This is a genomic window from Eikenella sp. (assembly GCF_057315495.1).
In genome coordinates this window covers 1-24,063 of the sequence record NZ_DBHKXY010000038.1, presented here as the reverse complement: position 1 = coordinate 24,063, position 24,063 = coordinate 1, and the positions used below count along the sequence as shown (strand labels likewise).

Genomic DNA, 24,063 nt, shown 5'->3' with positions numbered 1-24,063 from the left:
GCAAGCCCGAAATATGATCGCCCCTGTTTACATCCCCCTGCGCCAACACACCGAATTTTCCATCACCGACGGCACTTTGCGCATCAAAGAGCTGGTGAAGAAAGCTGCTGCTTTCGGCCTGCCCGCGCTGGGCATCAGCGATTTGATGAATACGTTCGGCCTGGTGAAATTCTACAAAGCCTGCCGTGGCGCGGGCATCAAGCCGGTGGTGGGGGCGGATGTGTGGGTGGCGAATCCGGACAATCCGGAGCAGCCCTTCCGCGCCATGCTCTTGGTGCGCAACGAAGCGGGCTACCGCCGCCTGTGCGAGCTGCTTACCCGCGCTTATGTGGGCACGGATCGCAACGTTGCTCATGCCGAGCTGGAGCCGCAATGGCTGGCCGAAGGCGGCAACGAAGGGCTGATTTGCCTTTCCGGCGCGCATTTGGGCGAAGTAGGCCGCCAGCTGATGAACGGCCATGACAGTGCCGCCCGCGCCGCCGCGCAGAAATACGCGCAATGGTTTCCCGATGCTTTTTATTTGGAACTGCAAAGGCTACCTGAAAAACCGGAATGGGAAACTTCGGTTTCAGGTAGCCTCAAATTGGCGGCAGAGCTGGGCTTGCCCGTGGTGGCCACCCATCCGGCACAGTTTTTAAACCCCAACGATTTCAAGGCGCATGATGCGCGGGTGTGTATTGCCGGCGGCTGGGTGCTGGCGGACAAACGCCGCCCGCGCGAGTTTGTGGCCGGCCAGTATTTTGCTTCGCCGGAAGAGGTGGCCGCCCGTTTTGCCGATTTGCCGGAGGCGCTGCAAAACACGGTGGAAATCGCCAAACGCTGCAACCTCACGCTTACGCTGGGCAAAAACTTCCTGCCGCAGTTTCCCACGCCCGACGGCATGAGCTTGGACGACTACCTCGCCCACCTGTCCAACCAAGGCCTGCGCGAACGGCTGGCCGCGCTCTATCCGGATGAGGCGGAGCGCGAACAAAAGCTGCCGGAATACCAGGCGCGGCTGGATTTCGAGCTGGGCACCATCGTGCAGATGGGCTTCCCGGGTTACTTCCTGATTGTGGCCGACTTCATCAACTGGGCGAAAAACAACGGCTGCCCGGTGGGGCCGGGGCGCGGCTCGGGTGCGGGCTCGCTGGTGGCTTATTCTTTAAAAATTACCGATTTAGACCCTCTGCGCTATGCGCTGCTGTTTGAGCGTTTCCTCAATCCCGAGCGCGTGTCGATGCCCGACTTCGATATCGACTTCTGCCAAAACAACCGCGGCCGCGTGATTGAATATGTGCGCCGAAAATACGGCTTCGAGGCGGTGAGCCAGATTGTTACCTTCGGCACCTTGTCGTCTAAAGCCGTGATCCGCGACGTGGGGCGCGTGCTGGAGCTGCCGTTTGGCGTGTGCGACCGGCTCTCCAAGCTGATTCCGCTGGAGGCCAACAAACCGCTGAGCCTGGAAAAGGCGATGGAGGCCGAGCCGGAAATCGCCAAGGTATTGGAAGAGGAAGAGGCCGAAGAGCTGATGGAGCTGGCCAAAAAGCTGGAAGACCTCACGCGCGGCCTCGGCATGCACGCCGGCGGCGTGTTGATTGCGCCGGGCAAGATTTCCGATTTCTGCCCGGTGTATCAGGCCGACGAATCCGCCTCGCCCGTTTCCATGTATGACAAAGGCGACGTGGAAGACATCGGGCTGGTGAAGTTCGACTTCCTCGGCCTGCGCAACCTCACCATCATCGAAATGGCGCAGGAATTCATTGCGCAAACCACCGGCGAGCGCATCGATGTGAACCACATCGACCTCACCGACCAGCAAGCCTACGAAGTGTTCCGCAAGGCCAACACCACGGCGGTGTTCCAGTTTGAATCCACCGGCATGAAAAAGATGCTGGCGCAGGCCAACACCACCAAGCTGGAAGAAATCATCGCCTTTGTATCGCTCTACCGCCCCGGCCCGATGGATCTGATTCCGGATTTCATCGCCCGCATGAAAGGCGCGCGTTTTGAATATATGCACCCGCTGCTCGAGTCCGTGTTGCAACCCACCTACGGCATCATGGTGTATCAGGAGCAGGTGATGCAGGCCGCGCAGGTAATCGGCGGCTATTCGCTCGGCGGGGCAGACTTATTGCGCCGCGCCATGGGCAAGAAAAAGCCCGAAGAAATGGCGAAACACCGCGAAATCTTTGCCGAAGGCGCGGCCAAGCAGGGCATTGCCCGCGAAAAAGCCGATGAAATCTTCGACTACATGGAAAAATTCGCCGGCTACGGCTTCAATAAATCCCATGCCGCCGCCTACGCCTTGGTGGCCTACCAAACCGCCTGGCTCAAAGCCCACTATCCGGCCGAATTCATGGCCGCCACCATGTCGAGCGAGTTGGACAATACCGACCAGCTCAAGCTGTTCTACGACGATGCCCGCGATAACGGCATCCGCTTCCTGCCGCCCGATGTCAACCATTCCGGCTACCACTTCCAGCCCGATGCCCAACACCGCATCCGCTACGCCCTGGGCGCGATTAAGGGCACCGGCGAAGCCGCGGTGGAAGCCATTGTGGCCACGCGCGAAGAAGGCGGCGCGTTTAAGAGCCTGTTCGACTTCTGCGAGCGCGTGAGCCGCCAGCACATCAACCGCCGCACCATCGAAGCCATGGTGCGCGGCGGTGCATTCGACAGCATCGAACCCAACCGTGCCCGCCTGCTTGCCAATATCGACCTGGCCATGAGCAATGCCGAGCAGCAGGAAGAAAATGCCAACCAAGGCGGCCTGTTCGATATGGTGGAAGACGCGATTGCCCCCTTGGAGATGATCGACGTGCCCGCTTGGGGCGAAGCCGAGCTTCTGGCCGAAGAAAAACAGGCCATCGGCTTTTATTTCTCCGGCCACCCATTCGGCCCGGCCGAAAAAGAAGTGCGCCAATTTGCCCCCACCCGCCTCTCCCAGCTCAAGCCCAACGACAACGTGCGCGTGGCCGGCTTTGCCACCGCCATCCGCAGCATGGTGGGCAAGCGCGGCAAAATCGCCTTCATCACGCTGGAAGACACCGGCGGCAAAGCCGAAGTGATGGTTAGCGGCGAAACGCTCGAACAGCTCGGCCGCGACACCCTGCGCGCCGACCAAGTGCTAATTGCCGAATGCCGCATCAGCCGCGACGACTATGGCGGCGAAGACGGCCTGCGCATCATCGCCAACCGCGTTTACACCCTGCAGGAAGCCCGCAGCCACTACGCCCGCGCCCTCACCCTGCACCTCGCCCCCCACCACAACATTCCCCGCCTGGCCGAACTGTTGCAGCGAAGCGGCGAAGGCAAACGTGTCCCCCTGCGCCTGCACTACGTCAACGATAAAGCCAGCGGCGAGCTGATCCCCGACAGCCGCTGGCAGCCCTGCCTCAGCACCGAGCTCTTGGAAGAACTGGTGTCGCTCTTGGGCGAGCGGCAGGTGGGAGTGAATTGGTAGCGGCTACCTGAAAAGGACGGCCGGAGAGATTTCAGGTAGCCTTTGGGGCTACCTGAAAATGTATCGGTTTGGTAGGGTGGTGTGGCCGCAGGCGGAGCCCAACACGCAGCTGTGATTGGCAAATAATCCACGATGGTTTGGAAAACTTTCAGGTAGCCTACTCAAGGCTACCTGAAAGTCATTTTGTCAGTGCCAATAGCAATAGATCAGGCATGGATGCCCGGTATGCTGAAGACAGCAGGCTACCTGAAAGCTTTCTGCAACAGAGCAGGAGGGGTTTTCAGGTAGCCTGTAGTGATTTAGACGGTAATAAATATTGATGAGGATAGGCACGCTCGATCGCTATATTGGGCAGGCGAGCTGCCAGCATGCCTGTGTGGCATCGAGACTAAATTAGCCGGCCAAACTCACCAGCAGCTGCCGGATGGCGGGCCAGGCTTCGCCGGTTTCTGCGCCTTTGATGATACGGTCGATGCGGGCGCATTCTTGCAGGGCAGCGATGAGGCGCGGTGTAGCGATGCGGCGCACGGCCAGGGGGGCGAGCTGTTGTTTGCTGCCCCACAGGCGCAGGCTGTTGCGCACTTGGGCGACGGTTTGCCCTTGTTTGAGCGCGGCGGTGAGGTGGATGAGGGTGCGGATATCGTCGGCCAGCATCCACAGCAGCATCACGGGCTCTTCGCCGTCGGCTTCTAGGCCTTCGAGCAGGCGCACCACGCGGGCGGGCTCGCCGCTCATCCAGGCGGCAGCGAGCTGGAATACATCGAAGCGGGCTACGTCGGCCACGGCGGCTTCGGTTTCGGCAATGCCCAATTCGTGACCGGCGGGATGGAGCAGGGCGAGTTTGTCGATTTCCTGCTTGGCGGCCAATAGGTTGCCTTCCACGCGCTCGGCAAACAGGGCCAGTGCTTCGTTGCCGATGGATAAATGATGCTGCGCGAGGCGGCCGCGTATCCAGCCGGGCAGGGCTTGGGCATCAACGGCTTTGGCTTCGACCACGGTGCCGCTGCGGCTGAGGGCGGCAAACCATTTGGCCTGGGTTTGGGCGCGCTCGAGTTTGGGCAGGAGGATGACGGTTACGGTGTCGGGCGGGAGGTTGGCGGCCAGTTGTTCGAGGGCTTCGCCGCCGGTTTTGCCGGGCTTGCCGCCGGGCAGGTGGATTTCGAGCAGTTTGAGTTCGGCAAACAGGCCGATGCTGTTGGCGGAGGCGAGAAGGTCTTGCCAGTCGGCAGCGGTGTCGGGGGTGTGGGTTTCGCGGTTCAGGTAGCCTTGCTCTTTGGCGGCGGCGCGGATGGCGTCTAAGGCTTCTATCCGCAGCAGGGTTTCTTCGCCATGCAGCACATACAGCGCTTGCAGGGGCTGTTTGAGCTGCGGCAGCAGGCGTTCGGTGCTGATGGCGGCCATTATTCGGCTTTCAGATAGCCTAGGCGGCGCACGAGCTGGCGGGCGGCATCCACGCGCATATCGGCCCAGAGTTGGGCTTCTTCTTCTTGTTTACCGAGGATTTCGCTGTCGCTGTAGTCCAGCGTGCGGTATACGGTAATCATCATCGGCTCGCCCAGGGCTTTTTCGCCGCGCCAGGCTTGGGCGGACACTTTGAGCTCCAGCTGGTATTCGGTTACGGTACCGGAGAGGTTGAGGGTTTGGATGTTTTTATTGGTTTGGATAGAGGTTACTTTGACGATGGCATCGGCAAAGGCGCTGTCGAGCTTGGCGTGGCGACGCAGCAGTTCGGTTTCGATGTTTTGCTGCAGTTCGCGCCCTTGCACGGCCCAGGTTTGATAGGGCAGGGGCGGGTTGAGCGCGGGGTCGCTGCCGGCCAGGCGGAAGCCGCAGGCGGCCAACAACAGCAAAAGGGGCAGCATCAGATATTTTTTCATGGTGTTTCCTTGGCTTGCGCCGCAAGAGACGGCGGCTAGGGGCGTATTCTAGCGGATTGTGGATGGGGGAGGCTACCTGAAAAGTGGCAGCATAGGCTTTCAGGTAGCCTTTGTTATAGCGATACCACCACCGAACCCATAAACCGGTCTTGCAGGGGGCGCCGTTCGAATTTGGGAATCAGCAGCATGCTCAGGCAAATGAGATACACCAGGCTGTCGCCGCCTTACACTAAGAGCTAAACAGGCTACCTGAAAATTCTGCAGCATACTCAGCCTTTAAAACCAATAGTCCTTCATGGCTGCCAATAATTCCAGGGTGATTGCGTATCCGCAATTTTCGCCGATAACGCTGTCGATGCCGCAATAAGGGCAGCATGCCGTGTATTGCCCGTCGTCTTCCGGACAAAGTCGCTTTCTCTCAGCTCGGTGGAGCGGAAGATAGCGAGGCAGGAGAAGCAGCCGCAACGCTGGGGTAGTAGTAGATACGCTTTATTCTTGAATGAAAATTGGTGCGCGGCTATGGCAGCGGTGCCCAATGCCTCATCTGTTGATAGGTTGATCATCTTGTTTCCAGAAGAGGAGGCTACCTGAAAACGGTTAGGCATTTTCAGGTAGCCTTTCAGGATAGTTTAAGGCTGCATCTGCAAAGTTTGCGCAGAATCGGCAGTGCCAATCCGTTTTGCCCGGCATTCATGCTGTTGGGCCTGAATATTTGGGCGGCAAACTTTATTTGCGCCCGCATCAGCGCAGGCGGTTTAAGCCCAACGCATAGGTTCGCCCATTTTGCCAAGCAACCCACCAATACAGGCGCATATTCGGATTTTCGATTTCATCGGGAAGAATAAAGGCCTCCTCTTTAATCAGCATGGTTCGGGCTTTCTTTCGGGCAAAAGGACAAATCGGGGGGCTTTCAGACGGCCTAAAAAACCGCCCGGCGTTCGGTCGGGGGTGTCTGCCTATTCCCCGTCTTCATTAAATATCTTGCGCGGCTGCAATACCGTTTCGCCGGTAAATTGTTGTAAAACCGGAGTCAGCAAAGTGGATTCCCTGTCGGCAAACTGCTCCAAGAGAATAACGGCGACGGTTTTCATAGCATTTTCCTTTTTCGGTTTTTAAAATGGTTTCAGGCTACCTGAAACACCTTTTATCGTTTTCAGGTAGCCTTTATGATGACGATTACGCTACCGCGTCGGTTGTTTTTAAAGTGCGGTCAGAAAAGTCAAAGAACCCAATATCACGCCAACCGCATTGGGCACAATCAAAATCCAGTCTTTTTTGGGTTCTTTACTCCAACCATATAAAACCCAAATCAAACAGGATACTGCCGCAAACAGAGGTTGCCACGGTTGCGCCTTTTCCCCTTCCAAATTAGCGATAATTTGGGGGATATAGGCGATGAATACAAAAATCCCGATTGCCGCGCCTATGCTTCCGATAAAAGCATTGAATTTTTTCTTGCTTATCATAGATAAGTATCCTTTCTCAAAAATTTTTATTGTACGGCCTTTAATATAGCGGAGCAATATTGCTATCGAAAAGGAGGCTTTCCGAACAAGGATTTGACTGGCTGTAGAGCAAATATTTACCCGCGCGGTTTCCTGTAGGAAATCGTTACGTTGTTTACACTTTTCTTAGCTATCTAGGGCAGCCTTTTTTTAATCGACAGGCTGCCTGAAATCCGAAAATCTGTTTTCAGGCAGCCTGCACTTTATTTACCCCAACTTCGCTTTAATCAACTCCTGCACCTGCGCGGGATTCGCTTTGCCTTTGCTGGCTTTCATCACTTGTCCCACAATCGCATTCAGGGCTTTTTCGTTGCCGGATTTAAATTGTTCCACGGCTTTGGCGTTGTTGGCCAGCACTTCGTCCACCATGGCTTCAATCGCGCCGGTATCGGTCATTTGTTGCAAACCGTGTTTTTCGATGATTTCGGCGATGGTGGCTTCGGGTTCCGCCCACATGGCTTCAAAGGCTTTTTTCGCCAATTTGCTGCTTAGAGTGCCGTCGGCGATTTTGCCCACCAACGCGGCGAGGCGCGGGGCGGTAATCGGGCTGTCGGCAAGTTCCATGCCTTCTTTGTTCAGCGTGGCGGCGAGTTCGCCGTTCATCCAGTTGGCAGTCAGCTTGCCTTGTCCGCTGGCTTTGGCGGCTTCTTCAAAATAGGCAGCCTGCACGCGGCTGGCGGTGAGCAGGCGCGCGTCGTAGTCGGATACGCCGTAATCCGCCACGAAACGTACCGCCATTTCTTTCGGCAGTTCGGGCATTTCTTCTTTGGCTTTTTGCAACTGGCCGTCTGAAATAATGACGGGCAGCAAATCAGGGTCGGGGAAGTAACGGTAGTCGTGTGCATCTTCTTTCAAACGCATCACGCGGGTTTCTCCTTTTTCCGGGTCAAACAACATGGTTGCCTGCTGTACTTTGCCGCCGTCTTCCAAAATCTCGATTTGCGCTTCCACTTCGTAATTAATCGCCTGCTCCAAGAAGCGGAAGGAATTGAGGTTTTTAATCTCGCGGCGCGTGCCGAATTCCGCTTGGCCTTTCGGACGCACGGATACGTTGGCATCGACGCGGAACGAGCCTTCCGCCATATTGCCGTCGCAGATGTTCAGCCAGGTTACCAAGCTGTGTAAAGCTTTGGCGTAGGCAACGGCTTCGGCGGCGGAGCGCATTTCGGGTTCGGAGACCACTTCCAACAGCGGCGTGCCGGCACGGTTCAAGTCGATACCGGTTGCGCCGTTCAAGCCTTCATGCACGGATTTGCCTGCGTCTTCTTCCATGTGCGCGCGGGTTACATTGATGGTTTTTACATCGTCGCCGACCACGATTTCCAGCTTGCCGTGTTCGACAATCGGTAAATCCAACTGACTGATTTGATAGCCTTTTGGTAAGTCTGGATAGAAGTAGTTTTTGCGGTCGAACACGTTTTTCTGATTGATTTTCGCATCCAAAGCCAAGCCTAATTTGATGGCTTTTTCAACGACTTCGCGGTTCATTACCGGCAGCACGCCCGGCAGTGCGCATTCCACCACGCTGGCGTGCGCGTTGGGTTCCGCACCGAATGCGGTCGATGCGCCACTGAAGATTTTGGATTTTGTGTTGAGTTGGACGTGGATTTCCAGTCCGATTACGGTTTCCCAGGTCATAAGGGGTCTTTCTATTGAAGAAGGGTTAATCGGTTTGTATAGTGAATTAACAAAAACCAGTACAGCGTTGGCTCGCCTTGCCGTAACGTGTGTACTGTCTGCGGCCCGCCGCCTTGTCCTGATTTTTGTTAATCCACTATAAGGGTTTCCGGGTGGGCAGAGGCTACCTGAAAACCTAGATTCTATCTTTCGGACGGCCTTTTACCGCTATTTTCTGCGCGGCTGGAAGCCGGGAAGCTGCCAGTGGAAGCGGTAGGCAGCCAGCCGCAGAAACAGGCCGGCGGCAAACAGCAGATGCAGGGTAAAGGCGTTTATCCAGCCGAGCCGCGCGAGGAAATACATTAGCCCGCCGATGAAGATGGCAACGCTGCCGTAGAGGTCGGCACGCAATACGATGGGCACGTCGTTTACCAAAATATCGCGGGCGATGCCGCCACCTACAGCGGTGACGAAGGCGAGTACGATCACGCCGAACAGGTTTAATTGCAGGCCGATGCCGATTTGTGCACCGGTGATGCTGAAGGCGGCCAGGCCGATAGCATCGGCAATCAGGAAAGCCGCGGCAAGGTGGGTGCGGCGGTAGCGTTGTACGCGCAGCAGCCAGGCGATAGCGAGGGTGGCGAATACCACGATGAGTGCATCGGTGTGCCGGAACACCTGCGGCACATGCCCCACCAGCGCATCGCGCATCATGCCGCCGCCCACGGCGGTGAGCAAGGCGGTGATAACCACGCCGAGCACGTCGAGCCGCTTGCTGTAGCCGACGAGGTAGCCGGACACGGCGAAGGCGGCGGTGCCGATGATTTGGATGAAGTCGGTGGTGGTCATGGTTTCAGGTAGCCTTGCAGGCAGTGTTAGGTGGTTAAATAGGTTTTCAGACGGCCTTAGAGGCTACCTGAAAAGTTTCATGGGTTGGGCATTCATGCTGGTTAGTAATCTTAAATTGCTTTCAGGTAGCCTTATCTGCATTGTTACCGTTTAATTGCTTGAACTGCCGATAACTGTCGAGCAGGCGGCTTTGGTAGAGGCCGCTGCCGGAAAGGGTAATCATCAGGTAGTTTTGGGCGCGGGTCATGGCAACGTAGAGCAGGCGGGTGTTGTCGGCTTCCTGGTTTGCGTCTTTATGCTTCAAGGTGCAGATACCCATCAACATCACGCGCTGGAATTCGAGGCCTTTGCTGCTGTGCATAGTAAAGACGGCAACGGCGTTATCATGCGGATTGTAAGCCTTTTTGCTGCCGCCGTAATGCAGGGAGTGGCGGATGCCTTTTTGTTTCAACAGTTTGGCAACGTCGTTGCATTGTTCTTTGTTGTAGCAGATGACGGCGATGTCTTGCGGCGGAATGCGGTCTTTGAGCCATTTGTCAAGGCAGCGGGCAAGGTAGTCGAGCTCGCCCTGCCAGTCGGGGCATTCTTTGATGTAGGGCGAAATGCCGTTTACGCCTGCGGCTTCGGGCTCGACCAGCGGTACGCCGTCTTCGCCGCTTTCGTGCGGTTGCATTTTGTTTTGAGCAAACAGGTAGGCGAATCCGATAATTTCTTTGGTATTGCGGTAGTTCAGGCGCAGGATGGTAGTGCGGCCTTGGGCTTTGATGCCGACGCTGGATAGGGTGAAGCCCAAGCCTGCGCCGCTTTTTTTGTAGATGGCCTGGGCATCGTCGTAGAGCAGCAGCAAATGGCCGTTGTCGGCGTCGAGCATATGCACGCTCAGGCGCAGCCAGTCGGCTTCGAAATCGTGGCCTTCGTCAATCAGCACCGCGCCGTAGCGGCCGCCGGGAAGTGTGCCGTCGTGCATGGCTTGCAGCACGGTCAGCGGGGCGTGTTCGTAACCGGGCAGGTGGCGGTAGCGCTCGGGCGTTTCCAGCCCATATGCCTTTTGCAGTTTGCCGCACCATTGGTGGAAACTGCACACTTCCACTTTTTCCTCCAAGCCTTTGTCGGCCACGGCGGTACGTAATTTATCGGCCAATACGCGGTTGTAGCACAGCACTAAAACGGGTTTGTCGGACTGTTCGGCCAGGTATTGGCAGCGCATCAGCAAAATCAGGGTTTTGCCGCTGCCTGCTACGCCGTGGATGACGCGGTGGCCGCCGCCGATGCTGCGGGCAAGCTGTTCCTGCTGAATATCCATGATTTTGATGATGTCAGGTGCGGCGATGGGCTGCGGCAGGGTATCGGCAGCTGAATGCTCAGGCTGCTTTTCCGTTTTGCCGTCGGCCTGGTCGGCAGAGAAAAGTTCCTGCTGCTCGGGCGGGTTGATGCGGACTTCCGGAAACAAATGCCAACGGATGAGGTCGGTTTCGCTGCGGCTCAGGCTGCATTCGATACGGTAGGGGAACATGGCGGCCAGCTTGTCGGCGATGTTCGCGTTGCCCTGCCCACTTTTCAAATCGTCTTTATACAGCGTTTGCGTGTGCGGCATCAGATGGTCGAATTTGGCGATGTCGGTAATTTTGGCGATGTCGCTGCGGTTGAAACGGGTAAAAACTACGCCGTGCGCGTAGGGGATGCGCAGCCTGCCTTTGTATTCGCCCTCGGTGTGCTGCAAGCGGGTTTCTTTTGATAACAAGTCGATGATTTGGAACATATAGCCGCGCGCCTGCTCCAACGGGTGTTTGACTGTTTTCGCGGTGTGCTCGAACACCATTTCGCACTCGGTCTGGGTCATGCGCCTAAAGCTGTTGCCCGCCCAATCCTTTACTTCCAAGCACAGCAGCCCCCTGTTTGGAAACAGTACGAGGAAATCGGCATACAGCCGTTTCTTACCCATCGGCACGTTGTACCAAACGATACAGTCTTCGGCCAAATATTCGCGCAGGAAATCGGCGGTTTTACGCTCGCCTGCGGTCATGGCTTTGCGGATATGGTCGCTCAGTTCAGGGATAAACTGTGGCATAAATGTTTTCCTCTTTAATCTTTGTTTTCCGTTTTAAATTTTCAGGCAGCCTCATGAGTAGGGAAGCGGTATGGGTTACAAATACCTAATTTATAAGCTATTCCTAGTTTTAAATTTGTCACCCAAGCCTTCATACTTTTTGAGTAATTCAGCGTAGCTTTCTAGGGTTTTGGGTTGGAACATTACTTCAGGCTACCTGAAAAAGATGATTCAAAACAAAAAGTACTATGGACTTCACAAATTTCAGGTAGCCTTTTTCAGACGGCCTTAAAGGCTACCTGAAAACTTTCACGCCGGTGCTTTCGTATGCCAATCGCTCGCCAGCTGTACTTGATGCGCTGCGCCAAGAATTTTGGCTTCGGAGAAGTGGTTGCCGATAAATTGCACGCCGATGGGCAGTCCGCTGCCGCTGAAACCTGCGGGCAGGGTCAGGGCGGGCAAACCGGCCAGATTCACTGCGATGGTGTAGATGTCGGAAAGGTACATCTGCACGGGGTCGTGGATGTCGCTGCCGAGTTTGGGGGCGGCGGTGGGCGCAGTCGGGGCGAGGATGAAGTCGCATTGTGCGAAGGCCGTCTGAAAATCGTTGGCAACGAGGCGGCGCAGTTTTTGGGCTTTCAGGTAATAGGCATCGTAGTAGCCGTGCGACAACACATAAGTACCGATCATGATGCGGCGTTTGACTTCGCTGCCGAAACCTTCGGCGCGGGTGTTGCTGTACATTTCTTCAAGGTCGCCGAATTGGGAGGCGCGGTGACCGTAGCGTACGCCGTCGTAGCGGGAGAGATTGGTGCTGGCTTCGGCGGAGGCAAGGACGTAATAAGCGGGGATGGACAGGGCGGTTTGCGGCAGGGAAACTTCAATGGTTTCCGCGCCTTGTGCTTTTAAAAGGTTAATAACGTTTTGCAAAGCAGCCTGCACATCGGCATCCGCGCCTTCACCGAAATATTCTTTAGGCAGACCGATTTTCATGCCTTTGAGCGGTTTTTCCAAATCGCGGGTGTAGTCTTCTTTGCTGCGTTCCAAGCTGGTGGAATCGCGCTCGTCGAAGCTCGCCATCGCATTGAGCAAAATCGCGCAGTCTTCGGCGGTTTGCGCCATTGGGCCTGCTTGGTCGAAACTGGATGCGTAGGCAACCATGCCGAAGCGGGAAACCGTGCCGTAGGTAGGTTTGATGCCGGTGATGCCGCAGTGTGAGGCAGGCTGGCGGATGGAGCCGCCGGTATCAGAACCGAGTGCGACAGGAGCAAGGCGTGCGGCAACGACCGCTGCGGAACCGCCGGACGAACCGCCCGGTACATGCTCAAGATTCCACGGATTTTTAGTCGCGCCGTAGAATGAGGTTTCATTGGTCGACCCCATGGCAAACTCGTCCATATTGGTACGGCCGAGCGTTATCATGCCTTCGTCGAGCAGGTTTTGGACGACGGTGGCAGTGTAGGGAGAGACAAAGTTATCCAACATTTTGGAGCTGCACGCGCTGCGCCAGCCTGTTTGGCAGAAAATGTCTTTGTAGGCGATGGGTACGCCGGTAAGTGCGGTGGCGTTGCCTTCTGCGATACGTGCGTCGGCGGCACGGGCTTCGGCGAGGGTTTTGTCTTGGTCCAGTGTGATGTAGCCGTTGATTGCCGGATTCTGCGCAGTAATGGCGGCAAGATATTCGGTGGCCAGTTCGACGGCGGAGATTTGTTTGGATTGCAGCAGTTGGCTGGCTTGTTTGAGGGTGTATTGGGTCATGAGGGTCTTTCGGTTGAAAATAAGTGGAATTTTAAAGGGTTAATGGTGCAGGCTGCTTTTTTGGGCCGTCTGAAAATATCAGCCTATCAATTTTTGGTAAGTATCCGGTTGGTTGAGCTGCGTGGCAGAACGGTACAGCAGCGATTGTTCGTCATTTTCATCATAATCATCAATATAAAACGCAAACAGCAATATACCGTTTTCAGCGCGATTGCCGAACAGGCCTTCTTGGTCGCATTGTTGTAGTGCGGCTATCAGGGCTGTTTCGTGTTCGGTGCGTTTTTGCTGATAGATGTCGTCATCATCTAGATTTTCTATGCTGCGGTATCCAGCTTGGTAGAGCTCGCTTTGGTTTTTCAGCCAGTTATCTGAAGCATTCTGGATTTCGGTTTTGCCTTCATAAAGTGTGCATCTGCCATCCCAAATCGCCTGCAGGATGGTGCAATTTTTGTATTCTTTCTTGTACTTGGCAGCAAAGGCTGCTAAATCCTGATGGGTAATTGCGGCGTTGCCTACGGCAAAAAAGTCGTCCACCAGATAGAAATAATATGCGGCAATTTCTTTGCCTGCCTGTTCGACCTGCTGCTTGATGAGGCTGAAACATTGGCAGATGTGCTCGACGGCGGTATCGTGCAGGTTTTGTGTTTTGGGTGGCATGGGGTTCCTTTGGGTTTTCAGGTAGCCTTTCCTGCTTTGAGGCTACCTGAAAATTTTGCGGGCAGGTTTATTTGGCTGCGCTAACGTGGCCGCACACGGCTTGTACCATTTTGGCGGTGTGCTGCTCTTCGCCACCTACAGCGTTGAGTCCGTTGATGGTTGCTTCACTCAGTTCGGCAGGCTTGGTGTGGGGGCGGGTGTCTTTTAAACCGTTTAGACTGCCATCTGAATTGAACAAGGCCAGTGCGCTCATCACGGATTGGTGTTTACCTCTGCCGCAGAATACCCAGTCGGATACCAGCATATAGGGCTCTGGGCTGGTGCGTTGGGAGCGGTGGCGGGATATAACGGAATACCAGCCGCCGCCGAGGGCGTGGATGGTGTTGGGATAAAGATAGGCGGTGTAGGTGCCGTCGCCATCGCTTTGGTAGTTGTAGAGGCGCACGCCTTCGCCAAGCTTGGTTTGCGCCATGGCGGCAGCTTTGGGGTTGGCTTGGCGTTCGGCCGGACTGACTGCGGCGTGGGCGGTGGCGGTGAGAATACACAATAGGGCGGTAAGGAAGAGTTTTCTCATGATGTTTGCTCCGGGCTTGGTGTGCGTTTTGGCTTCACAGTAATTTGCGTTGCTCGTTTTAACTTCGTTGAAGTTTATGCTTTCAGGTAGCCTTTTTCAGGCTACCTGAAAATTATTCCTCAATCACTTGCGGCACGATATACAGGCGGTTGTGCACTTCGGGGGCAACGGCTTGGTATTCGGCGGCGTGGTCGGTTTCCGTTACTTGGTCGGTACGCAGGCGCAGCGCGAGTTCGTGCGGGTGGGTAATTGGTTCGACACCGTCGGTGCTCACGCTCTGCATTTGCTCTACCATGGCGAAAATGCCGTTGAGCTTGTCGAGAGTGGCGGCTTTCTCGGCTTCAGTTAGGCTTAAGCGCGAGAGGCGGGCGATTTTTTCAACGTCGGAAAGTGTAAGCGACATAAAAATTCCTTAAATTATGTTTAGCAAACAGCCCAATCTCAGGTATGATTACGCGTTTCTTTTGAGGCTGGCTTGCAAAGTTCGAATTATAGCCTAAAAGCCTGCCTCTCGGCACGGCATAAGAATAAGGCTGCACAAAGTAGCGCCGGCCTCTCCATGAGCTTGGTTTCTTTAAAGTATTCATCAGTATTCAAACACTAGGATTTAAAGCAATGTTCCGCTTTCTCACCCGATATTTCTCTAATGATTTGGCCATCGATTTGGGTACGGCCAATACTCTGATTTACATCAAAGGCCGCGGTATCGTTTTGGACGAACCTTCGGTGGTGGCACTGCCCAGTGATATAAACAATAATAAAAACGCCACGGTGGCGGTGGGCGCTGAAGCTAAGCGTATGCTGGGTCGTACGCCCGGTGGTATTCAGGCGGTACGCCCGATGAAAGACGGGGTGATTGCCGACTTTAATGTTACCGAAAAAATGCTCAAACACTTCATCCGCAAGGCAAACAACAGCCGCTTTGCTTCTGCACCGCGTATTGTGATTTGTGTGCCCTGCGGCTCAACCCAAGTGGAGCGCAAGGCGATTCACGATTCGGCACAGCAGGCTGGTGCGGCTTCGGTGAATTTGATTGAAGAGCCGATGGCTGCAGCCATCGGTGCAGGCTTGCCGATTGAAGAGCCGACTGGCTCTATGGTGGTGGATATTGGCGGGGGTACCACTGAAGTGGGCATTATTTCTTTGTCGGGTGTGGTGTATTCCCACTCCGTGCGCGTAGCGGGCGATGCGTTTGATGAAGCCATCATCAATTATGTGCGCCGCAACTACGGTATGCTGATTGGCGAAGCCACCGCCGAGGAAATCAAAAAAGCCATCGGTACAGCCTTCCCGGGTAATGCGGTGCGAGAAATTGAAGCCAAAGGTCGCAATCTGGCCGAAGGTATTCCGCGTGCTTTCACCATTAGTTCTAATGAGGTGCTGGAAGCCTTGGCCGAGCCGTTGAATCAAATCGTGCAGGCCGTGAAAAACGCCTTGGAGCAAACCCCGCCGGAATTGGGCGCGGATATCGCCGACCGTGGCTTGGTGCTCACAGGCGGCGGCGCGCTGCTCAATGGTTTGGACCGTTTGCTAGCTGAGGAAACCGGCCTGCCAGTGAGCATTGCTGAAGACCCGCTCACCTGCGTGGTGCGTGGCTCTGGTAAGGCGCTGGATTTAATCGGTAAGATGAATTCAGTGTTTGTGCCCAATCCTTAATTTTCATTCCGGCATCCCGTGCGCTGTAAAACTGGCGCGGGATGCCGATTGGTTTATTTTAATCAGACCTTCCTGCGCGGGGTCTTTAGTTTTCAGGTAGCCTGTATCCGCTTATGTCGCAAGAAATCAATTTTGCCAGCCCGATTATCAGTTCTGCCGGCAAGTTAGTGCTGCTGGGGATCGCCTCAATGGCGCTGATGGTGCTGGATAATCGTTATGCGGCATTGCAGCAGGCTAAATCTTATGTGGCCACCGGGCTTTACCCCCTGCAATGGGTGGCACGCCAGCCGGCAGAATGGGTGAGTGGAGGCGTGGCATTTATGCGCGATAAACGGCAAATGCTTGCTGAAAACACTCGTCTGAAAGAAGAAAACGCCCGCCTGAATATGCAGTTGCAGCTGCAAGCGCCTGCGGCACGTGAATTGAGTGAGCTGAAAACACTGAATCATTTGCAGCCGCTGCTCGCGCCCAAGGCAGTATTGGCAGAGATTGTGTCTAACGGCCGCATCCCACGTGCCGACCGCCTGCTGATTACTAAAGGTAGCAGCAGCGGAGTCCAGGTGGGTGATCCAGTCAGTGATGAAAAAGGCTTAATCGGCCAAGTGACTGCTGTACAGCCAGCCACGGCAGAAGTTACGCTGATTAACAACCGTCAGTCGGTGATTCCGGCGATGGTGGCTGAAAGCGGCGTGCGCACGCTGGTGTATGGGCGTGGTGAAACGCTGGATTTGCGTTATTTCCCGGTGTCGGCCGAACTGAAAGAGGGCGATTTGTTGGTTACTTCCGGCATCGACAGTATCTACCCGGCCGGTATTCCGATTGCCAAAGTAGCACATGCCGACCGCAATTCTGGCACGCCGTATTACCGTACTGAGCTAACGCCGGCGGCCAATTTGAGCAGCAGCAGTTATGTGCTGGTGATTCCGCAGAAGCCACAGGCGCCTGCAAGGCTACCTGAAACCGCTTCTGAGCCGCCAATCGAACAGGGGGCGCAGGAATAAGTATGTCTCCGATCTACCCGCTCAAAGAATCGATGCCCAAACGCTGGGTGGCATTCAGCTTTTTGCTGGTGCTGCTGGTTGATTTCATTCCGGTTGCTCCGCCCTGGGTATATCCTTTGCCCGATTTCACGCTGATTATGCTGGCGTATTGGCTGTTGCACAGGCCGCAGCTGATCGGTATCGGTGCGGCATTTTGCCTTGGCCTGTTGGTGGATATCGGCACAAACTCGCTGCTTGGACAGCATGGTTTGGCTTATAGCGTGGCTGCGTTTTTGATTGAACGTAACCGGCGGCAGATTGTGCTCAATTCTTTTGGCTGGCAGGCTATTGCGGTGGCCGGCGCCATGTTGGTTAGCCAATTGGTGGTTTTCTTGGTCAGTCTGTTTCAACAGCAGCCGTTTCCCTTGTGGCGGCTGTGGTTGCCTTCAGTTGTTACCGGCCTGTTGTGGCCGCAGTTGAACAATGTGATGCTCGCCATCGCCCACTACCGCCGTTCCCGCAAATGAAGTCGAGCCGTCATTACACGCCCGTTAAAGCGCCACCCCGTAGCCAGCGGAAAGATTATCTGCTGCGCTTGGTGGTGGCGTTTGCTATGGTTTTGATATTCTTTGGCGTGTTGGTGTGGCAGTTTGTGCGGCTTCAGGTAGCCCGGCACGAAGAATTTGTAGATAAGGCTGTTGCCAACCGCGTTTCCCTGATTCCCACTCCGCCGATTCGCGGCGAAATTACCGATGTGAACGGCGTGGTGCTGGCGCACAATTATCCGGCCTATTCGCTGGAAATCATTCCCAACGAGCTGGAAATGAAAGTGGAGGATTTGATACCGGCCTTGAGTCCGTACGTGGAAATCAGCGAGGCCGATGTGAAGCGCTTCCAGCGCTTCCGTGCCGAATCCCGCTCCTACGAACGCATTCCGTTAAAATTGAAACTGAGCACCGAAGAAGCGGCAAGGCTGGCGGCGGTATTGTTCCGCTTCAAAGGCGTGGAAGTAAACGCCCGTACCTTCCGCGAATACCCCTACGGCGGGCTCACCACCCATATTGTCGGCTATATCGGCCGCATCAGCGACAAAGACCGCGACCAGCTGGAAAGCGAAGACCGCTACGAGCTTTATCGCGGCACCACCCATATCGGCAAAATGGGCCTGGAAAACTTCTACGAACAGCAGCTGCACGGTATGCCCGGCTACCAGGAGGTGGAAAAAGACGCGCAGGGCAATATTGTGCGTACCCTGAAAACCTCTCCGGCCGTGAGCGGACAGACCCTGCGCCTGTCGCTGGATATCCGCATGCAACAGAAAGCCAGCGAATTGTTGGGCAACCGGCGCGGTGCAGTGGTAGCCATCGACCCGCAAACCGGCGGAGTGTTGGCATTAGTGTCGAAGCCGACTTACGATGCCAACCTGTTTATCGACGGCATCGACAGCGATACCTGGAAAAGCTTGAACGACGATTGGCAACGACCGCTCATCAACCGCGTTACCCAAGGACTGTATCCACCCGGCTCTACTTTCAAACCATTTATGGGCATGGCCGCGCTGCAAAGCGGGCAGATTACGCCTAACACCGTGCTGCCTGCGCCCGGGGCGTGGAGCATTCCCGGCAGCCGCCACCAGTTCCGTGATTCCGTACGCAGCGGGCACGGCTCGGCCAATTTGGGTAAGGCCATCCAAGTGTCATCCGATACCTTCTTCTACCGCCTGGGCTACGAAATGGGCATAGAAAAAGCTTATCCTTATTTGGCACATTTCGGCTTCGGTCAGCCTACGGGCATTGATTTGCCTAATGAATATAAAGGCATCCTGCCTAGCCCGGAATGGAAGGCACGGCGGTTTGCCAATTCGCGCAGCGAATCGGCTCGGCAGTGGAAGCCTGCCGATATGGTGACCATCAGTATCGGTCAAGGCTACAACGCCTACACGCCGCTGCAAATGGCGCACGCTACTGCTACGCTGGCCAACAACGGTGTAATGTACCGACCGCACTTAGTGCGTGAGTTTATCGATCATCAAAAGCAAACCCGTATTTTGGTGGGTACCCAGCCCAGCGCCACCCTGCCGTTCAAGCCGGAGTATTTCGCTTTTGTGAAGCAGAGTATGGAGCGCGTGTTGCGCCCGGGCGGCACGGCCTGGCGTGTGGGTGTGGGGCTGAAATACAGCATGGGCGGCAAAACAGGTACGGCGCAGGTGGTGCAGATTCGGCAGGGCGCATCGTATAACGCGGCCGCGCTGGCCGAACGCCACCGCGACCATGCTTGGTTTATTGCTTTTGCGCCGGCAGATAATCCGAAAATAGCCATCGCCGTGCTGTTGGAAAACGGCGGCTGGGGCGCGAATGCCGCGCCGATTGCCCGCCAGCTGGCCGACTTCTACCTGCTGCAGCTGCAGGGTGAAAACGGCAAAAATCTGCCGTTGCCCAAGCCCTCTGTGCCGGGAGATGGCGCGATGAGTCAGGCTGAGTATCCGCTGATTCACGCTCAAGCAGCACGCACCCTGTCTGCTTATAGGGCGGTTTCAGGTAGCCAGCCGGCTGCCGCATCCGAGGTTCGATAATATGCAACACCCGTCTGAACACGCTATCCGCCGCTACTGGCGGAAAATCTGGGATCCGATGGATATGTGGCTGTTCTACAGCATGCTGGCTATCTATGTGATGAGCCTGTTTTTGCTGTATTCGGCCGATGGTCAGAGCATCGGCCAGCTGGAAAATAAAACTCTGCACACGATAGTAGGCTTTGTGCTGCTATGGTGTATTGCCCGTACACGGCCGCAGGTGCTGAGTAACTTCGCCATTGTGCTGTATGGAGTGAGTCTGCTGATGCTGGTGGGGGTACATTTTTTCGGGGTGATTGTGAACGGCTCGCAACGCTGGCTGAATTTGGGTATTATTCGCTTGCAACCCTCTGAATTGATGAAAATTGCGCTGCCGATGACGGTGGCGTGGTATCTGCAACAGCACGAAACGGAGCTGGGCTGGCAGCATTACTTGGCTGCATTGGTGCTGATAGCTGTGCCGGGCTTCCTGATTTTGAAGCAGCCTGATTTGGGTACAGCCGTGCTGATTATGGCGTCTGGTCTGTTTGTGATATTTTTTGCCGGGTTGCCGTGGCGGGTAATTGCGGTGGCCATGGTCGGTTTTTTTGCTTCACTGCCGCTGCTGTGGCAATACGGCATGCACGACTACCAGCGTACCCGTGTGCTGACCCTGCTCGATCCGACTAAAGATCCGCTCGGCGCGGGCTACCATATCTTGCAGTCGATGACTGCCATTGGCTCCGGCGGCGTGTGGGGCAAGGGCTGGCTCAACGGCACGCAAACGCATCTTGATTACATCCCGGAATCCACCACCGATTTCATCTTTGCTGTGTATGGCGAGGAGTTTGGCCTTATCGGCAATCTCTTGCTGCTGACGGTGTACACCATCATGCTGGGGCGCGGCCTCTATATTGCCGCCAAAGCCCCCACGCTCTACAGCCGAACCTTGGCTGGTGCGCTGACTATGACGCTGTTTTGCTATGTGTTTGTGAATATGGGTATGGTGAGCGGTATCCTGCCGGTAGTGGGTGTGCCGTTGCCGCTGGTGAGCTACGGCGGCACGGCCACGCTTTCTATCATGATCATTGTGGCCATGCTGATGGGCATCAGTAACCAGCAGAGTAAGATGTAGGGCGGCGGAGGCTACCTGAAAAAGGCTACCTGAAATTTCAGGTAGCCTTTGTTATGGATGGGGTGGTTGCCGAGAAGGATGGCGATATGTGTGTTGAATTTGCAATATATTTGACCTGATACGGCATCTAGCCATGGCAAAGCTTTTGCCACCCGTATAGAATGGCGGCAGTTCTCCGGCCGATGCCGGGGTTATTCTTTTTGGCTGTTTGGAAATAAGTATTTCAGCTTCATGGAAGCAAGCGTTTTCAGGTAGCCTTGGCCACAGAAAGAGCATAATGAAGAAAACGGTTTTGTTGGTTATTGATACCCAGCAGGCATTACTGGATATGGGTGCTTATCGCGGGGCAGAAATGTTGGATGCCATTGGTCGAATGTTGCTTGCAGCTCGCACACACGGGCGTGAAGTCATCTATGTTCGGCACAATGAGGCGGATTCGCCCTTTGCACCGAACTCACCCGGTTGGCAGATTGCTGCCGCCGTTGCACCGCAGGTCGGTGAGAAAGTAGTGGATAAATGGTATAGCAGTGCTTTTCGTGATACGGATTTGCTGGATTATCTGCATGATAACGGAGTGGAGCGCTTAGTGGTGGTTGGCATGATGACTGAGTACTGCGTGGAAACCACAGTGCGGGCTGCCGGCGATTTGGGCTTTGAAGTGATTTTGCCGGAAGGGGCCAACAGCACGCTGGATAATGGCCGCTGGTCGGCTAAAGAGCTGTATGAACACCATAATTTCGATATTATGCGCGGTCGTTTCGCAGCCATGCCGAGTGTAGATGAAACTGTGGCGCTGTTGTCTGACTGATTTGATGTTTAACGAGAGAAAAGATGATTACTCATATTTTATATTTGTTTACTGGTTTGATTGTTTTAAATAATCCATTGATTGCGCTTGGTTATTTTGTGGATAAGACGGCAGGCTTCACGCTGAAGGAACAGCGCAAAACTGCACGCCTGGTGTCGATTAGTGCGTTTATTTGCATGGTGGTAGCCGGAGTGATTGGCACCCCGTTGTTGAAAGTTTTGGGCATTGGTATTCCGGCCTTCCAAATTGCCGGTGGTATTTTGGTGTTTGTGATTGCCATGAATCTAATGGGCGGTGATGATGACCCGGTAAAGCCAAAATTAAATCAGGAAAATTCTAGCCTGCCGCCGGAAAAACAGTTTACTTTTGCCGTGGTGCCGATGGCTACACCGATTATCGTCGGCCCGGGTGGGTTTTCCATTGTGATTATTTACAGCAGTCGCGTGGAAAATTGGCAGGGCGCATTGGAATTGTTGATTGCCGGCTTTATGGTGGGGGTTGCCTGCTATTTGCTGTTGTTTGGTTCTGTTCGGTTGAGCAAGTGGCTTGGTAATGCCGGTATTAAGATCATCAACCGTGTATCCGGCTTGCTGCTGGCTGCTATCGCTGTGGAGATCGTTTTGGCCGGTTTGCGTGGTTTGTTCCCGGCCTTGAAAATGATGAGTTAAGCTTGATGATGGCAATAAGGCAAATTTAGCCATATTACGATAAGTGGTGTCTGATGATGGGTGTTCGCTTCCTATCAGCTGATTTAGGGTACAATTCCGAGCGCTGTACTCTTCATTTTCTGACTCTTTAAGTTTGGAGACTGTTATGCCTCAATTGTCCGACGTACAAATTGCTCAAGCCGCTTCCATCAGGCACATCGATGAAATCGCCGCCAAGCTCGGCTTGAAGCCGGAACAACTAGAGCATTACGGCAAATATAAAGCCAAGATCAATCCGGATGATGCATTCAGGCTACCTGAAAAACGGGGCAAGCTTATTTTGGTAACCGCTATCAGCCCTACACCTGCCGGGGAAGGGAAAACGACAGTCACCATTGGTTTGGCCGATGCGCTCAACCGGATCGGTAAAAATGCCGTTATTGCCTTGCGTGAGCCCTCGCTCGGCCCGGTGTTCGGCATCAAGGGCGGGGCAGCCGGTGGCGGCTATGCTCAAGTGCTGCCAATGGAAGACATCAACCTACACTTTACTGGCGATTTCCATGCTATTGGTGCAGCAAACAATCTTTTGGCTGCCCTTATCGACAATCATATCCACCATGGTAATGCGCTCAATATCGATCCAAAACGGATTCTGTGGCGGCGTGCAGTGGATATGAATGACCGTTATTTGCGTAATATTATCGGCGGGTTAGGTAAAACTGCCGATGGTGTGATGCGCGATGATGGTTTTGATATAACTGTTGCTTCCGAAGTGATGGCTGTATTCTGTTTAGCCAAGGATATTACCGACCTCAAGCAGAGGCTGGGTAATATGTTGGTGGCGTATACAAAAGATGGTAGCCCGGTGTATGCACGCGATTTGAAAGCACAGGGCGCAATGGCGGCGTTATTAAAAGATGCCATTAAACCTAATCTTGTTCAAACCATTGAAGGTACACCTGCTTTTGTGCATGGCGGTCCGTTCGCCAATATTGCCCACGGTTGCAATTCAGTTGTCGCCACGCGTTTGGCTTGTTATCTGGCCGATTATGCTGTTACCGAAGCCGGGTTTGGTGCGGATTTGGGTGCAGAGAAATTTTGCGACATCAAGTGCCGATTGTCCGGTTTGCGGCCGGATGTTGCAGTGGTAGTAGCTACCGTGCGGGCATTGAAATATAACGGAGGCTTATCAAAAGATGAGTTGTCCGGTGAAAATCTGACTGCACTGGAAAAAGGTTTACCCAATCTGTTGCGCCATATTGATAATCTGAAAAATGTGTTTGGCTTGCCGGTGGTGGTGGCGCTCAACCGATTCAGTGCTGATACTCAGGCCGAATTGAATTTGGTGGCAGAAGCCTGTCGGCAGCGTGGTGCGGAAATATCATTTACCGATGTGTGGAGTAAGGGTGGTGCCGGTGGTGAGGATTTGGCGCGTAAAGTAGCTACTGCTGTCGAACAAACATCTGCACAATTTAGCTTCTGTTATGAAGTAGAGCAAAGTATCCCAGAAAAAATCCGCATGGTTGCGCAGAGAGTTTATGGTGCAGACGACGTGGATTTCAGCGCGGAGGCGCTGACCGATATCGCTAATTTGGAAAGATTGGGATGGGACAAGTTGCCCGTTTGTATGGCAAAAACGCAATATTCATTCAGTGATAATGCTAAGTTGCTGGGCGCACCACAAGGTTTCCGCATCATTGTGCGCGGGCTGACTTTGTCTGCTGGAGCAGGGTTTATTGTGGTGCTGTGCGGTAATATGATGAAAATGCCAGGTTTGCCAAAAGTGCCGGCTGCAGAGCGAATTGATGTGGATGACGATGGGGTAATTAGCGGATTGTTCTGAATAGTTTCAGTGTGAAAGAATTCATGGCCGGGTATTGCCCGGCTATTTTTTTGTGCAAGTAGTTTTCAGGTAGCCAGTGGTTGGTTGTATTTGTGCTAGGTAAATTTCATTTCA

21 protein-coding genes are annotated in these 24,063 nt (G+C 54.5%); 9 read left to right on the top strand and 12 right to left on the bottom strand.

Translation table 11 applies throughout. The features are described from left to right. Window positions 1–13: 13 nt before the first annotated feature. On the top strand, window positions 14–3,445 hold the full coding sequence (dnaE, locus tag ACO6EE_RS06780) for a DNA polymerase III subunit alpha (RefSeq protein WP_485960147.1): 3,432 nt from the start codon (window positions 14–16) through the stop codon (window positions 3,443–3,445). Between the two features lie 393 nt (window positions 3,446–3,838). Here the strand turns inward: dnaE and holA are convergent, their stop codons facing one another. From holA to gatC, 12 genes are all read right to left on the bottom strand, one after another. Then, window positions 3,839–4,846 carry a DNA polymerase III subunit delta gene (gene holA, locus ACO6EE_RS06775; RefSeq protein ID WP_485960145.1) on the bottom strand — a complete coding sequence of 336 codons (1,008 nt, stop codon included), beginning with the start codon at window positions 4,844–4,846 and terminating at the stop codon, window positions 3,839–3,841. After that, complete coding sequence (locus ACO6EE_RS06770; protein WP_485960144.1) at window positions 4,846–5,322, bottom strand: LPS-assembly lipoprotein LptE; 477 nt, start codon at window positions 5,320–5,322, stop codon at window positions 4,846–4,848. Before ACO6EE_RS06770 ends, holA begins: the two co-directional genes overlap by 1 nt. Window positions 5,323–6,063: 741 nt before the next feature. Continuing rightward, entirely contained in the window at window positions 6,064–6,189 is a 126-nt protein-coding gene (locus ACO6EE_RS06765; protein ID WP_275689221.1) for a hypothetical protein, read from the bottom strand. Between the two features lie 89 nt (window positions 6,190–6,278). Then, the gene (locus ACO6EE_RS06760) at window positions 6,279–6,413 is read right to left on the bottom strand and encodes a hypothetical protein (protein ID WP_275042790.1); all 135 of its coding nucleotides are present in this window, start codon (window positions 6,411–6,413) and stop codon (window positions 6,279–6,281) included. A 108-nt stretch (window positions 6,414–6,521) separates the two neighbouring features. After that, complete coding sequence (locus ACO6EE_RS06755) at window positions 6,522–6,788, bottom strand: SemiSWEET family transporter (RefSeq protein WP_003714312.1); 267 nt, start codon at window positions 6,786–6,788, stop codon at window positions 6,522–6,524. Between the two features lie 246 nt (window positions 6,789–7,034). Continuing rightward, entirely contained in the window at window positions 7,035–8,480 is a 1,446-nt protein-coding gene (gatB, locus tag ACO6EE_RS06750; RefSeq protein ID WP_485960199.1) for an Asp-tRNA(Asn)/Glu-tRNA(Gln) amidotransferase subunit GatB, read from the bottom strand. Between the two features lie 192 nt (window positions 8,481–8,672). Further along, the gene (locus ACO6EE_RS06745; RefSeq protein ID WP_070630996.1) at window positions 8,673–9,293 is read right to left on the bottom strand and encodes a trimeric intracellular cation channel family protein; all 621 of its coding nucleotides are present in this window, start codon (window positions 9,291–9,293) and stop codon (window positions 8,673–8,675) included. A gap of 121 nt (window positions 9,294–9,414) precedes the next feature. After that, complete coding sequence (locus ACO6EE_RS06740; protein ID WP_485960143.1) at window positions 9,415–11,361, bottom strand: 3'-5' exonuclease; 1,947 nt, start codon at window positions 11,359–11,361, stop codon at window positions 9,415–9,417. A 288-nt stretch (window positions 11,362–11,649) separates the two neighbouring features. Beyond that, window positions 11,650–13,098 (bottom strand): Asp-tRNA(Asn)/Glu-tRNA(Gln) amidotransferase subunit GatA, encoded by a 1,449-nt coding sequence (gatA, locus tag ACO6EE_RS06735; RefSeq protein WP_485960141.1) that lies wholly within the window; start codon window positions 13,096–13,098, stop codon window positions 11,650–11,652. A 78-nt stretch (window positions 13,099–13,176) separates the two neighbouring features. Next, window positions 13,177–13,755, bottom strand: a complete 579-nt coding sequence (locus ACO6EE_RS06730) for a DUF4303 domain-containing protein (RefSeq protein WP_485960140.1) — start codon at window positions 13,753–13,755, stop codon at window positions 13,177–13,179. A 67-nt stretch (window positions 13,756–13,822) separates the two neighbouring features. Further along, window positions 13,823–14,329, bottom strand: a complete 507-nt coding sequence (locus tag ACO6EE_RS06725) for a hypothetical protein (RefSeq protein ID WP_485960138.1) — start codon at window positions 14,327–14,329, stop codon at window positions 13,823–13,825. Window positions 14,330–14,441: 112 nt separating this feature from the next. Beyond that, window positions 14,442–14,732, bottom strand: a complete 291-nt coding sequence (gene gatC / locus ACO6EE_RS06720; protein ID WP_485960136.1) for an Asp-tRNA(Asn)/Glu-tRNA(Gln) amidotransferase subunit GatC — start codon at window positions 14,730–14,732, stop codon at window positions 14,442–14,444. Between the two features lie 212 nt (window positions 14,733–14,944). On the opposite strand from gatC, the gene ACO6EE_RS06715 reads away from it, so the two are divergent. The 8 genes from ACO6EE_RS06715 (at window position 14,945) to ACO6EE_RS06680 (ending at window position 23,949) form a co-directional block, all read left to right on the top strand. After that, a complete protein-coding gene (locus ACO6EE_RS06715) occupies window positions 14,945–15,985 on the top strand; it encodes a rod shape-determining protein (RefSeq protein ID WP_023887097.1) in 1,041 nt (346 codons plus the stop codon). Between the two features lie 113 nt (window positions 15,986–16,098). Continuing rightward, window positions 16,099–16,986 carry a rod shape-determining protein MreC gene (gene mreC, locus ACO6EE_RS06710; protein WP_485960134.1) on the top strand — a complete coding sequence of 296 codons (888 nt, stop codon included), beginning with the start codon at window positions 16,099–16,101 and terminating at the stop codon, window positions 16,984–16,986. 2 nt (window positions 16,987–16,988) lie between these two features. Continuing rightward, window positions 16,989–17,492, top strand: a complete 504-nt coding sequence (gene mreD, locus ACO6EE_RS06705; RefSeq protein WP_485960133.1) for a rod shape-determining protein MreD — start codon at window positions 16,989–16,991, stop codon at window positions 17,490–17,492. Further along, on the top strand, window positions 17,489–19,537 hold the full coding sequence (mrdA, locus tag ACO6EE_RS06700) for a penicillin-binding protein 2 (RefSeq protein WP_485960131.1): 2,049 nt from the start codon (window positions 17,489–17,491) through the stop codon (window positions 19,535–19,537). The genes mreD and mrdA overlap by 4 nt, the downstream gene beginning before the upstream one ends. A gap of 1 nt (window position 19,538) precedes the next feature. Then, complete coding sequence (gene rodA, locus ACO6EE_RS06695) at window positions 19,539–20,651, top strand: rod shape-determining protein RodA (RefSeq protein ID WP_485960129.1); 1,113 nt, start codon at window positions 19,539–19,541, stop codon at window positions 20,649–20,651. A gap of 277 nt (window positions 20,652–20,928) precedes the next feature. Then, complete coding sequence (locus tag ACO6EE_RS06690) at window positions 20,929–21,459, top strand: cysteine hydrolase family protein (protein WP_485960127.1); 531 nt, start codon at window positions 20,929–20,931, stop codon at window positions 21,457–21,459. 23 nt (window positions 21,460–21,482) lie between these two features. Continuing rightward, window positions 21,483–22,127, top strand: a complete 645-nt coding sequence (locus ACO6EE_RS06685) for a MarC family protein (RefSeq protein ID WP_485960126.1) — start codon at window positions 21,483–21,485, stop codon at window positions 22,125–22,127. A 145-nt stretch (window positions 22,128–22,272) separates the two neighbouring features. Next, entirely contained in the window at window positions 22,273–23,949 is a 1,677-nt protein-coding gene (locus ACO6EE_RS06680) for a formate--tetrahydrofolate ligase (protein WP_485960125.1), read from the top strand. Window positions 23,950–24,063: the final 114 nt, after the last annotated feature.